This window comes from Salibacter halophilus (assembly GCF_008806325.1).
GTDB lineage: Bacteria > Bacteroidota > Bacteroidia > Flavobacteriales_G > Salibacteraceae > Salibacter > Salibacter halophilus.
The window spans coordinates 104005-117856 of sequence record NZ_WACR01000002.1; the positions used below are offsets into that span (position 1 = coordinate 104005).

Consider the following 13852-nt stretch of genomic DNA (forward strand, 5'->3'; position numbering starts at 1 on the left):
CAATATTTAAACTCCTATTTATCACGAATATAGCAAACAAAATGCAACTTACACTCTATGATGTACTAAAATACCCTGACCTTAAAACTTCACTCCAAGAGTAAAGTAGAAGTTTCTTGGCTTAGCCGGAATCACACCCGGGCCCGGATACCCAGTAGCTCTCCTGGTGAAATACTGATTGTCAAATAGGTTGTTAACTCCTGCCTCGGCAACGAGCCATTTGTATTTGTAACCTAAAGATAAATCTGAAACCCAATAAGCCGGAATTTCTCCGGCTATTGCAGTGGGAACAGGTTCTTGAGTATTGTAAGCATCAGTGAATTGAGCATCGTTATAGCTGAATTGATAACTGACCTTAAAATCATTTCGCTGATAAGTAATCCCTGTTTTCAGCGTCATAGGAGGTACTAACTCCACCTCTTTTCCTTCAACTAGATTATCTTCACTGCTCACATACTCAGCCTGCAAGTAAGAGAAATTCACGAAAGTTCGCAACTGGCTTTTGATAGGCTCTGACCGAAAAAGATCAAACCAATCAACCTCAACAAAACTTTCTAAACCATACGATCGGCTATCGCCAACATTTGTTCGCAATCGTTTTTCTAAATAGGTTGTACTGTCGATAATTGTAAGAAATCCAATGCGGTTGTTGTAAGCCAAATAAAACAAACCGATGTCAAAAGTGAGGTAAGATTTTGGTTTTCCACGGTAACCGAGATCAAAATTAAACCCTCTCTCATCAGTGATGTTGGGATCTATCACGAAATTGGGGTTATCAACTCTTATATCATTGAAGGTTATCGCCCTGTAGTTTTGTGAAAAGTTAGCGTAGAGCTCAGTTTTGTTCTTCAGTTTTTGAGAAACTCCCAGTCCGCCCAAAACAAATGCACGATTGAGTTCCTTTTCCTCCTCCACCTTTTGAGAAGCAACGAGTTCACCGGCAGAGTTATATGCTGATTCCTTGTACCAGCCATCAGCACGGGTGTTGATGTACTCAAACCGAACACCCGGAGTAATACTCAATTTATCTGTTATCCTGAAAATATTCTCAGCAAAAACTGCTGCATTCCTGCTGGGAAAGTCATAATCTGATCCCTCTAAATCATCGGGGTTGTTGTAGGTGAAATCATGGTCAGATCCGTTACTGGCCTCTCCCTGCCTACTCTCAGTAAAACCTGCATAAAGCCTTGTACCGATCAATAGATTGGCCGGATTCCCCAAAAAGTTATAGCGTCTCAAAACTCTTGTTTCGTTACCTATGTTTTGAAATCCTCCGTAAATCAATGTGCGCTCTTCTCCGTTGTCAATCCGGTTGATGCGTTCCAGATTTCCCAGAGCTTCCCTGCTCGCCATCAAAGCAAAAAAACGTGAATTCAACCGCCATTTATCGCTGATTTTATAATCTGCAGAGAGCGAAGCCAAATTCCACTTAACCCGAAACCAGTTTCGTTCGCGCTTGCTTTGAGAAGGATCGCGTTCAAACTCTTCATCGGTGAGTCCGCCCGGAAGTTGCGAGAGATAATGCATGTAAGTGTATTCTGCACGCAGACTCAACTTTTCATTAACATCATGTTCAATTTGGAGATATCCTGTATTTTGATCTACCTGAGAATTGGGTCGCCAGCCATTGGATTGTTTGTGCTGATAAAACCCATAAACTCCCGTCTTTTCCTTTCGGTAACCGATGCTGTTAAATGAGTTGAAAAGACCAAATGAACCGATTGTTTGTCGTGATTCAAGTTCAAAACCAGTCTTTTCCGGTGCTCCTTTCATCACAAAGTTGAGCATACCGCCAAACTGTGTTCCGTACTGCAATCCGGCTGCTCCACGAACAACTTCAATTCGCTCAACTGCTTCAGTTGGTGGTGTATAATAGCTCTCAGGATAACCGAGCGCATCGGCACTGATATCGTAACCGTTTTGGCGAACATTGAAGTTTGATGTTCTACTGGGACTCAATCCTCTGGCTCCAATATCGAGTTGAACACCGGCATCACCACTTTCCCAAATATTGAGCCCTGGTACTTTTGAAAAAACCTGTCGCGCATTATTAACCGCTTTATTAGCAGCCATATCAGCAGGCACGAGTACTTCGTTTTTCTTGGCAGCGTAAATTGCAACGCCATCGATGGCATTTAATCGTTGAATCCCGGTATTTGAAGAATCTCCGCCCCTTACTGTAACTTCCCTTAAGTTTATGTTCAATCGCTCTAACTCAACCTGGGCTTTCGTTATTAGCCCTTTTACCTTTACTTTCCTCGATAACGACTTGTATCCTTCAACGTAAACAACAATGGGATAGACACCCTCATCACCAAACTCTATTTTCGCTTCTCCCTTTTCAAGCGAAACGAATTTTTCCAGCGAGGGTAAATAAACCTCACCATTGAGCGCAACAGCATCCTGGCCACGAACCGATAAGTGCAGCTCGTGTTGTGCCCAAATCGAGGCACTCGCAAAACTAGCGATGAGCAAAAGCAGTATCCTCAGCATCGTGCGGTACAATCCAGTTTTTGTGTTTAAATGAATCTTTTATTTCGGTCAGATCCTTTTGCGGATCTACAATAAGCCTGCTCCGTTCACCATTCATCGTAACCCACGATTCACAGCGAACAATGGGATCTTCAAAACCCTCTTCTCTGTAGTGTTCTTCGAGATAATGAGCAAATTGTAAAATCATATCCGGCTGAAAAGCCATTTGTTTTTCCTGGTGCGGATTGAGAAATTCACTGTTCACCACTTCTCCTTCTCTCCCATTTTCACCATCTTTCACATAAAAAGTGGCCGTTCCGGCTTTTTCAACCAGCATCACACGCCACGAGAACCGATAACCCTCTTCGTTCCAAAATAGATTCCCGGGATACAACAAATACCTGAATGGGAACAACAACTGAAAGGCGAAAAAAACGGTTAGGCTGGAGAGTAAAAGGTTTCGGGACCTTCGGCTCTGACAGTGAAAAACAATTGATGGCGACCACGAAAAATGAAAAATAGTCGACAATTTGTGCCAGAGTTTCTCATGCCATTTTCCACTCCAAAAAATAAGGACAACACCTGTCATAGCGAGCGGAAAAACTCCGATTTCAAAGAAGTAGCTCGTCATGCTGTGAAAAGCAACAATTACCCAGTAAACGTAAGGTCTCAACTTTTTTGAAAGCAATAAAAACGGGACTGACACATCGTATAGCATCCCGATCCACGAAAAGAGATAAGCCGTAATTTCCAGTCCCAGCAACTCTCCAATAATCGGAGTATGCGAATGTGCTGGCAGCCATATTTTAAGTGGCATAGCATCTATCAGCCAGGCTTCATTGATTTTGGCGATTCCGGCATAGAAATAGACAATTCCAACGAGTAGCTTTGGGGCCAAAATGTTCCATTTCTCGACAAAACGAGAGGCTTTAACTCTTTGCCACTTTACGTCAAATGAAAGTTGGCGATGAGCGGGTAAGAATATCATGAGTAAAGCGAGCAAACTCATAAAGTAGTAGTGGTTGAGGTAATAAGTGAGATCGATCAATTCAGTGTAAGTGAAAATAACGAAGAAGACGAAAGCACTAAATCTGTAAAACGCTCCCAGCATAATGCCCAGTGCAGCGATGATCATTACCGCATGAATAGCATACATGGCCCAGGGCGCAAGAGGCTCAACCCATTCAAAACCAAAGTAATGAAAATGAAATTGAGGATTGATGTAATGATTCTCAATCCAGCCAAGGAGCCAAAAACGAACCGTGCTGAAAAGCATCACTGCACCAAAAAGTACGCGTAAAGTAACCAGCGGATATATTGATACCCGCTGGAAAATTGAATTTTGTATCGCTTTTTTAATCCCCGTCTCCACTATCGTAGGTTATTGAAATGCCGAGTTTTGATGACATATCACTTTTGAAAAATCGCGTTTGTTTACTCAACTCAGTGTAGTAGGCATCCATCTCCATTTGATTTTCTACAACCAGTTTGTGAATTGGTTTTGCGGGTAAATTTTCAAAAGCATCAGTTACGTTGTTCCACTGCTCTCTGGTATCTGTAGCAAGACTTTGACCACCGTAAGTAGATTCCACAAAATCTACCAGTCCTTCACGGTCAGAGCCATCGACACCGATGCCCTCATACAACTGGTGAATCGATTCCAGGTGAGCATCCATGAGTTCTTTGCTGTATCCACTGAAGTAGGCCTCGGCCTGATACGGTTCGGCAGATTGCTGACCCGGACGTTTCCCCAATGGCAACCCTGTTTTGAAGTTTTTTACTGCCTCATAGCTTTTGACGAATTCGTTATAGAACAAAGAAGTTGGTGAACCGGCCTCTACATTGAGATTACTTTCAAATGAAGACGCGTATTGCTGCCAGTCACTGAGCATTTTATTGGTTACAGATTTGATTCTGCCCGATACAGCGAGCACGTAGTTCATTCGGTTCTGACCGTTGAGATACTGAACAGTTGTGTTTTCGTCACTTTTGAAAAGCATGTAATCCAGTGCAGTAAATCCGCGAGTGTTACGGTTGAAGTTGTTGAAAGAAGTATCGTTTTGATTGATGTAAGTTTCAATTTGAGCAGTATCGGGCGGAAAAGTACCCAGCTTCTCGAGAAAGGTTCCGTCAATTTGATCACCCGGCCCAAAATTGAAGGCGTTGCAATATTGAAAGCTCTTATAAGCCTGCTTCCAGCTTTCTCTTGCCTGAACGAGGTTTTGTGAGTTCGTAGTTTGCTTTAATGCGACAACCGCTTCGTGTAAATCGATTGCTTTTTCATTAAAATCCTGCAAACGAGGGAGGATAATATTCTGAGAATAGTTCTCGAGCATAGGTCCACGATCATAAGCTCGAGTTGAATTATCAGCATCATCATCGTTATCACACGAAACTAAGCTTAAACTAAATACTACACCTATTACTAAAATTAATCTATCCATACCTACTTTAAATGCGAAACCCTTTGTGATTTGAAGTCAATCAAACCACAAAGGGAAATCTGTCTAAAATTGAATATTGAACTATCTGTTGTCTTCATTCACCCAATTGATCTTGAAAGACTCCATTTGATCATCAGTGAAATTATAAGTTTCCTTTAATTGATCCATCGCGATTGAAATATCGAGATAATGATCATTTGGTTCTGAAGCGAATAAATAAGCATCAGAATTATCGTAATTAATGTCGTTGAACTTCAATAATGACAATACTGATTCGAGCTGACTATCACTCGCGATTAAATACTCACCTGAAGGTAGTTGATAAGCTCCCAGGATAAAAGCAACAGCCTCACTGTGAGCGTGTAGTGCATTAGCTAATTCCTCATCAGTTGGATTAGATTTAGTGATAACATCCAGAGTGGAATACATGTAATTAATGGCCGTAGCAGCGATACTCTTTTCCCAAGCAGCAAAGAAGTTATCAATTTGATCACGTACTTCAAATGCATCAGGAGAAGCTCCATTATCAAGGTGATATTTTGCAATGATCAGAGCCTTGCGAGCATCGAGGTAAAAACCGCCTGTTTCTGGCGTTCTGCGTGCTGCGTACTTGGCGCTAAAACGATCAGAGACCTGTGCATTGCTGGCACCCATTGGGAAATTAGGAGTTGTTCCAAAAAGAGCTAGCAGTTTATCTACATCAGTTGATGAAAAGCCATCATCATAAGCTATTGAGTAAGCCTGGATGTAGTGTCCGCCCATGAAATAAGCTTTTTCAACGAGTTGCTTGTGTTCTAGTCCGGTATAAGACAAAAAGCGACCGGCAAAAACGCCACCACCACTATCTGGATTGGTAACAACATCCCATGATTGACCACTTTCCGGTCCAACCAATGGAAGCACGTCAGACTCGATGAAGTTGGTATAGTCAAAAGTTCCTCCTCCTTTGAGACCAGAAGTATAAAGAGCATCAACTTCTGATTGATCGAGTTTTGAACCGTCATCACCTTCGCCAATTTTTGAAGCGAGAGCCTCTAGCTCGTCACCGAGTTCTATTTGAGAAGCTGCGTTTGCTTCAAAATTGTTTGATGAATAATTGTTAGGAATTGAAGGTGATGGATTGTTGTCATCATCATCGTCCTTGTTACAAGAGGCTAAACCTACTGTTGCCAGAAGAGAAATTGCAATTACTTTTTGAATGCTCATAAAGCTATTTAGATTTAATCTTAATAAATATTGAGGGCAAAAGTATTTCTGAGTCTGAAAGCAGACAATACCAACATTTAGGTATTTGATGGGCTACATTGAAAATTCACTCTAATGATTTTTATAAAAGCTTAATTTACAATGGATGAGAGATTCTTTCAACTCAAAAGTTTACTTTTATAGCATGAGAAATAAAACTATTTTGAGTGTGATCGTGCTTTCTCTTTTAAGTCTTGTGTTAAAGAGTCAGGATGTATCTTACTACGATGAGGAAACAAATACAATGATAGATATCACACCAGACCTCCCTCAGGAAAAATTAACCGAATATTTGAAAGTAAATGAACTTGAAGAAATAGAGTTCAACCCAAATAAAAGTTCTCAGTACAATTTTCGAGTGCAAAACAAATCAGGAGACTGGCTTTTGTTTAACTTTTCAACACAAGACTTCTTTGCTAAAAAGAAATACTCATTTGAATTTCCTCAAAAAGAACTGGAAAAAATCGGTTTAACGACAGTTTTGTTCAAAGGAGATAAATACCTGTACTCACTCGCCAGAGAAGAAGTAATAGATTATGTCTCATTTGAAGAAATGAGTTTACATGGAGTCAAAGACACCAATTATGTTTTTGACAATTCAACTCAAACTACTGTTGAACAAATGAATACTGAATATTTAGCTGCTCTCAAGAGAAAACAAGACTGGGCTTTATACTACCTCAATTCAGATCCGTATGAAAAATCTGCTTATCAGTTGACACCATTTAACTTTAATAATAAAGACGATCTACCCTACTCAAGTGTAGAACACTACATTAAAAAGCAGGATTATTACATGGATGTCGGATTCTCAAATCCTGTCACAACACTTGACAAGCTACTCACAAGTGAAGAATACATTAACATCGAGTACAATACTAGTAGTTCAAAAAGCTCCTACCCTTTCAGATTAAAGACAAAAAAAGATGATTGGGTTTTGTGCAGTAATGAAGGTATTATCGACAACCTAAAAGGATACTCATTTGAATTCCCAAAATTACAATGTGGTGATTTCACGATTGTCAACCACAAAAGGAAAAAATACCTTTACTCATTGAGTCCTGAAGGCGGTGGGTTAATTGAAAAAATTGAATTTGATAGATTAAAACCGCACTACAGATTTGATCACGTTTACTATGAAGATCCCGATGGAAAGTTGATACAGGACACGATTAAAAACTGTGAGTTTATCTTGCTTGAAAAGGATAAAAGATGGGCTTTAGCTTACTTCTCCAATAAAGAAAATGAGCTTTATCAATTATCTGGCTTTAATTTTTCTAATAAAAGTTCTTCAGATAGAACACTAAACTCATTAATTAGAAATTATTATACAGAAGGTATAGATGAGGAATTCATGGGATTCATCAGTAATTTCCTCATTGAAAATCCTTCAATCGATATTGCTCTACCATTTGGATACCACGATTACACAGATTCAGAATTTCATCCTGTTTTACAAGTCAGACACAACGAAACAAAACGTTGGTCCATTAGTATTCAGGGAGCTTTTAGAAGCGAAACTGAATTTCCTATCGCAGCAGATTCAATTATCAGTCACGAGTTTGGAGAAAGTAAAGTACTCGAAGTGTGGTGTGGCTCACAAGTCGGGTATTACATCTACAAAGATTCCGATTTCAAAAAGCTACAACCCTGTGAATTTGATGATTTTGAATACCTCAGTCTCGACTACACAGATGGTTGCGCCCTCAGGAAAAACGGTAAATGGGGCCTCTATAAAGCTGATGCATCAGAAAAAATCATAGATAGTGAAGCAGAAACAATTGAGGAATTGATCGATCTTTGGCTCGATAGATAAAACAATGAAAGCAGCTATACGCAGGGATTATTGCCTACCCGACCAAATTAGTGTCGAAGAAATCGACCAGCCATCCCCAAAGGACAATGAGGTTCTGATCGAAGTTTATGCCTCTACTGTCAATCGAACAGACTGTGCAATTTTGACCGGAAAGCCATTTATCATGCGCTTTTTTCAGGGGTTGGTCAGACCCAAAAAAATCGTTTTGGGGACAGACTTTGCAGGAAAAGTTGTTTCTGTCGGTAAAAAGGTAAAATCATATCGTGAGGGAGATCGGTTATTCGGGTTTGATGATTCAGGGATTCAATCACAGGCTCAATTCACTTCCATCAAAGAAGACAACCTCTTCCCTATTCCTGAAAACATCAACTTTAAAGATGCAGCAGCAAGTTTGGAGGGAGCCAATTATGCATACTCTTTTATTCGAAAATCGAATATTCAACCTGGTCAAAGAATCCTGATCAACGGAGCTACCGGAGCTATAGGATCTGCACTTCTTCAATTCACTCGTCAGTTTGATGTGGAAATAACAGCCACTTCAGACTCAAAAAATATAGAACTGATAAAATCTCTTGGAGCTGATAAAGTCATCGATTACACAAAAGATGATTTCACGAAAGACTCTCTTCAATACGATTTTGTATTTGATGCGGTTGGGAAATGTACACTCGGGAAGTGTAAACCTATCTTAAAGCCAAAAGGAGTTTACATTTCATCAGAGCTCGGACCTAATTCTCAAAACATCTTTTATTCTATTTTTACTAAAAGAGTCATCTTCCCTGTGCCTTACAGCAGAAAAGTGTCTATTCCGTATTTTATTGAACAGCTAAAAAAGGAAAAGTTCAAACCGATAATTGATAGAGAGTACCCTCTTGAAAAAACTGCTGATGCCTATGAATATGTTCTAAAAGGAGAAAAAACGGGGAATGTAATTCTCAAAGTGTAGTGGTCTCTTATTTGTTAAAATCAGCTAATGGGTTATTTTTGATGAATAGTCAAAACAAACCCCTTAACTATGAAACGTTTACTGTTCCTCACCATCATTATTATCATTGGTTTGGATGGCTTTTCTCAAAAGAAAGATTTCAAAAAGCCCAATTACCAAAAGATTGAAAAGAATATCAGCAAAGAAGAATCCAGTCTTTTTTATGATTCATTAATGCTTCGTTTTCAGAGTGGCGACACTACATTATCCCTCAAAGAAAAAAGACATATCTATTACGGGTACACTTTTCAGGATGAATACTCACCTTATCCGTTTTCTGTTTTTAACGACAGCATAAGAAGTATTAGGCAAAAAGAGGAACTAACTGAGGATGATAACCTTAAAATAATTCAACTTGCAGATTCTTCATTAATGTCTAATCCATTTGACCTCAGAGCAATCTACTATCAACTACACTCATTGAGAGACCTGGAGATGAAAGACAAATACAATAAAAGGCTAACACAGCACAATTCAGTTATTGATGCCATTTTAAGCTCTGGAGATGGTTATGAAATGAAAACTTCTTTCTATGTCATTACCCCATCACATGAGTATGTTATTTTGAATATTGTCGACCTTGATTTTGGCGGTAAACAATCACTGATAGAGCATTATGACTACCTGACTGTGGAACAAAACAAATACGGAATTGAGGGGCTCTACTTTGATGTAAGTCCATGCCTGAACGCAGTTTCAAGTATGTTCAAAGATGAAGATAATATTGAGGAGGAAAAGAAAAATCAGGATAAAGAAGATAATCAAAAGAAAGAAAATGCCAGTGATTTAAATGAGAGTATATCACCTGAATAAATGTAACGTTTATCACAAACTTTAATCTCTGTTTTAACTATCTTGCGTTTAATCTCTTAAATTTTAAAACCTTCATAAAGACATGAAAATCACCTTTCTCTTGTTAATTACTTCAATCTTTTCCTTAGGAACAAATGCTCAATGGAATCAACTGGGAGCTGACATCAATGGTGAATCAATAGATGACTATTGTGGTAATGCAGTCTCTCTAAACCATCATGGTAACATTGCTGCAGTTGGATCATACGGTAACAATGATTCCGGCAATAATGCCGGCCAGGTGAGGATTTTTGAGTGGACCGGCAATACCTGGGTTCAGAGAGGACAGGATATTAATGGCGAGTCTATGGGTGATAGTTTTGGTACAGCTGTTGAAATCGATTCCGCTGGCAATACTATCGCAATAGGTGCTCCCGGAAATGACGGAAATGGTGTCAACTCCGGTCACGTTCAGGTTTATGAATGGGATGGATCCTCATGGATTCAGAAAGGGATGAATATTGATGGTGAATATGCAGGTGATGGCAGCGGCAATTCGCTATCAATCAGCAACAATGGAGATATTGTTGCGATAGGGGCTATTTCTAATGATGATAGTGGATCAACTGCAGGTCAGGTTAGAGTCTTCGAGTGGGACGGAACAAATTGGCAACAAAAAGGATCTGACATTGACGGTGAAAACGCTGGTGATTACTTCGGTTCGTCTGTTTCGTTGAGTGCAGATGGCAATTTATTTGTTGCCGGAGCAATCAATAATAGTGACATCGCTTTAAACTCAGGTCAGGTGAGAGTGTATGAATGGAATGGATCTGACTGGATGCAAAAAGGAACCGATTTAAACGGCTTATCCGTAAATGGTGGTTTTGGTTTTTCAGTTTCGATGAATAATCAGGGAAATACATTCGCTACCGGTATTATCAATGGTGCCCCCTATGGACTTGTAAAAGTTTATGAATGGATTGGCAATGGCTGGTTACAAAAAGGTTCAAATATCCATGGACACTCAAATTCACAGGATTTTGGCTATTCCACTTCTTTGAGCTCTTCAGGAGATACAATTGCTATAAGTGATAATTATGACTATACAAACGGAAACGCTGCCGGTAAAGCAGAGGTTTACAAATGGGACGGATCAAGCTGGACACAACTGGGGCAAAGTGTTTATGGAGATACATTAAACAACCAGTTAGGACGATCAGTTTCATTGAGTAAAAATGCTAAACGATTTGCTGTAGGTGCAATAGGAAATAGTGATATCGCTCAAAGTTCCGGACAAGTAAAGGTGTTTGAATATCAAGATCCAACAAATTATGAAGATTTATCAAACACTTATGAAGACATTATTTCAATCTACCCAAATCCTACAAAAGGAATCTTTTCAGTAGATCTTAATGATCTTCAGAACCCTGTCACCTTAAGATTATACAACATTACCGGCCAACTCCTACAGGAAAAACAGTACCACAAAACAAATCACATCAATCACGAAATCCATGAGTCTCCCGGAGTTTACTTTGTTGAAATTTCAGATGGAAAGGGTAATAAGTCGGTTTTTAAATTAGTTAAAGAGTAATGAAAACTGATAGTAAGGTGATTTAATAGATTAGACGATTTTCATGGAGAAGTTTTATTCCATTCAAATAACTGAAAGCTTCAAAGAACAACTTTCTGCACGAAATATTACCAGCACCTCTCTCTTCTTCTTATTTTCGCCCTCATGGCAAAAAAGAAGTATTTCGATTTTCACACACCGGTTTTTGTACCCTCGGCTCTGATCATTATACTGTTCGTTTCCATCACATTATACGTGGGCGAGCCTATTGAAAAACTCTTTGACGAGTGGCAAATGGCATTGTATGACAACGTAGGCTGGTTCTTCGTTATCGTGATGAACACAATGGTCATAATGGCGCTGGTCATAGCTCTTGGAAAACTCGGGAAAATTAGGCTGGGCGGACCAACAGCCACACCGGAGTTCTCCAATTTCTCGTGGTATTCGATGCTCTTTTCTGCCGGAATGGGAATCGGATTGGTATATTTTGGAGTTGCCGAGCCCATCCAACACACCATCGCGCCACCAAAGCCGGTCGGTTCTCAAGTGAAAGCCGCTGAACAAGCCTTTCAGTTCACATTCCTCCACTACGGAGTACACCCGTGGGGCGTTTACGGAATGGTTGCGCTCTCACTCGCCTTCTTTACTTTCAACAGAAAACTTCCGTTATCGGTCAGATCACTTTTTGCTCCCATACTCAAACGCAAAATTTACGGTCCAATTGGTGATGTTGTGGATATCCTCGCAGTTATCGCCTGTATATTCGGACTCGCAACAACGCTCGGATTTGGAGCGCAACAGCTCAGTTCAGGAATGCACTTCCTCTTTGGAACGGAGGACACGGTCAGAGCCCAGGTAATCATCATTACGCTCGTTACGCTAGCTGCTACTACATCGGTAATACTTGGGCTAGACAAAGGAGTGCGGGTTCTGAGTGAAGCCAATATTCGTATATCGGTGATCTTCCTTTTTGGTATGCTCATCCTCGGCCCAACCGTTTACCTGCTCGATTCATTCATCGAGAATGTGGGACTCTACTTTCAAAACTTGCTTGAAATAAGCTCTTACACTGAGGTTTACAGTGAAACCGCCTGGCAAAATAACTGGACTATTTTCTACTGGGCCTGGTGGATCGCATGGAGTCCGTTCGTGGGAATTTTCATCGCCAGGGTCTCTAAAGGTAGAACCGTTCGCGAGTTCCTCGTAAGTGTTGTGCTATTGCCTACAGCGTTTTCGTTCTTTTGGTTTAGCGTTTTTGGTTCATCAGCCATTTATTTGGAGCTCAACGGACTAGCTCCAATAGGCGAAGCAGTTGATGAAAATATTTCCACAGCTCTTTTCGATATGCTCGGTCACTATCCACTCAGCAAACTCATGAGTTTTGTTGGTGTTCTACTGATCATCGGGTTCTTTGTAACGAGTTCTGACAGTGGTTCACTTGTCATCGACTCCATCACATCTGGCGGTAAACTAGACGCTCCTGTTGGACAACGCATTTTTTGGGCGCTCGCTGAAGGTGCTCTGGCTGCTACTTTGTTGATAGGTGGCGGACTCGTCACGCTGCAAACAGCCGTAATGCTCGCTTCCCTCCCATTTGCCATGCTCTTGTTGATAATGGGTTACTCACTTGTTGTAGGACTGCGGAGAGAGCAACGCAAAAACATGCGCATGAAAATTAGAAGGTTACAGCGCAGAGGAATGGCAACGTGGGAATACAACTACAGAGAAATCATTGAGGAAAACGAAGATGATGACGATTGAAATCCTGCTCCTGACATTTGGGACATGTATTTCTAATCATTAAACGTTAAACTTTAAACATTAACCCCACACTGTTACTTTCGTCACACAATTAGTTGTGTAAACATATTTCCTTTGCAGGCATGAAATCAGATTTTTGGAACGAGATGTACAAAGACGAGTCGTACCGTTATGGCGAGTCGCCCAATGAATTTTTAGAAGAGCAACTGGCTGTTTTGAAACCCGGCAAAATCCTTCTCCCTGCCGATGGTGAAGGCAGAAACGCAGTATTTGCAGCAAGTGAAGGTTGGCAGGCTACAGCCGTTGACTTTAGTGAACGTGCACTGCAAAAAGCGACTGAGCTCGCCAATCGTAAAAACGTTGAGATCGATACCATTCACGGTGATCTGACCGAAATTCAAATTCCCGAAGAAGAATACGATGCTATTGCCCTTATTTATGCGCATTTTCCACCATCGGTCAGAGCCGAGATTCACCGCAAGCTCTCGCGTGCATTGAAACCAGGTGGTAAACTCATACTCGAGGCTTTTACACCAGATCAATTGCGGTTTACTTCGGGCGGACCTAAAGATCCGTCAATGCTCTACACCCGTGAGATGCTAGAAGAAGACTTTGGTGAACTGGAGGGAATCAATATTTACGAGGAAGCTACCGAGTTAAATGAAGGCCCAGGTCACAGTGGAGAAGCTCGAGTAATCAGATTGCTGGGCAGTAAGTGAGTTGATTAATTTGCTTAGCAACAGGGTTCTTAGCCGTATAAATTA

10 protein-coding genes are annotated in these 13852 nt (G+C 40.5%); 6 read left to right on the plus strand and 4 right to left on the minus strand.

What is annotated here, in order from left to right:
* Positions 1 to 81 precede the first annotated feature (81 nt).
* The 4 genes from F3059_RS02575 to F3059_RS02590 all read right to left on the minus strand — a co-directional run bounded on the left by F3059_RS02575 (position 82) and on the right by F3059_RS02590 (position 6122).
* Complete coding sequence (locus F3059_RS02575) at positions 82 to 2493, minus strand: TonB-dependent receptor family protein (protein ID WP_151166380.1); 2412 nt, start codon at positions 2491 to 2493, stop codon at positions 82 to 84.
* Positions 2462 to 3844 (minus strand): HTTM domain-containing protein, encoded by a 1383-nt coding sequence (locus F3059_RS02580; RefSeq protein WP_223274525.1) that lies wholly within the window; start codon positions 3842 to 3844, stop codon positions 2462 to 2464. The genes F3059_RS02575 and F3059_RS02580 overlap by 32 nt, the downstream gene beginning before the upstream one ends.
* Positions 3828 to 4916: an imelysin family protein gene (locus tag F3059_RS02585; protein ID WP_151166381.1), complete on the minus strand. Its 1089-nt coding sequence runs from the start codon at positions 4914 to 4916 to the stop codon at positions 3828 to 3830. Before F3059_RS02585 ends, F3059_RS02580 begins: the two co-directional genes overlap by 17 nt.
* 81 nt (positions 4917 to 4997) lie before the next feature.
* Positions 4998 to 6122 (minus strand): hypothetical protein, encoded by a 1125-nt coding sequence (locus F3059_RS02590; protein WP_151166382.1) that lies wholly within the window; start codon positions 6120 to 6122, stop codon positions 4998 to 5000.
* A gap of 184 nt (positions 6123 to 6306) precedes the next feature.
* Here F3059_RS02590 and F3059_RS02595 point away from each other — a divergent pair, with 184 nt between their 5' ends.
* The 6 genes from F3059_RS02595 to F3059_RS02620 all read left to right on the plus strand — a co-directional run bounded on the left by F3059_RS02595 (position 6307) and on the right by F3059_RS02620 (position 13807).
* Entirely contained in the window at positions 6307 to 7977 is a 1671-nt protein-coding gene (locus tag F3059_RS02595) for a hypothetical protein (protein WP_151166383.1), read from the plus strand.
* Positions 7978 to 7981: 4 nt separating this feature from the next.
* On the plus strand, positions 7982 to 8923 hold the full coding sequence (locus F3059_RS02600; protein ID WP_151166384.1) for an NAD(P)-dependent alcohol dehydrogenase: 942 nt from the start codon (positions 7982 to 7984) through the stop codon (positions 8921 to 8923).
* A gap of 69 nt (positions 8924 to 8992) precedes the next feature.
* The gene (locus F3059_RS02605; protein WP_151166385.1) at positions 8993 to 9775 is read left to right on the plus strand and encodes a DUF4919 domain-containing protein; all 783 of its coding nucleotides are present in this window, start codon (positions 8993 to 8995) and stop codon (positions 9773 to 9775) included.
* Between the two features lie 82 nt (positions 9776 to 9857).
* Positions 9858 to 11348: a T9SS type A sorting domain-containing protein gene (locus tag F3059_RS02610; protein ID WP_151166386.1), complete on the plus strand. Its 1491-nt coding sequence runs from the start codon at positions 9858 to 9860 to the stop codon at positions 11346 to 11348.
* 144 nt (positions 11349 to 11492) lie between these two features.
* The gene (locus tag F3059_RS02615) at positions 11493 to 13088 is read left to right on the plus strand and encodes a BCCT family transporter (protein WP_151166387.1); all 1596 of its coding nucleotides are present in this window, start codon (positions 11493 to 11495) and stop codon (positions 13086 to 13088) included.
* Between the two features lie 122 nt (positions 13089 to 13210).
* Positions 13211 to 13807: a class I SAM-dependent methyltransferase gene (locus F3059_RS02620; protein WP_151166388.1), complete on the plus strand. Its 597-nt coding sequence runs from the start codon at positions 13211 to 13213 to the stop codon at positions 13805 to 13807.
* Positions 13808 to 13852 lie beyond the last annotated feature (45 nt).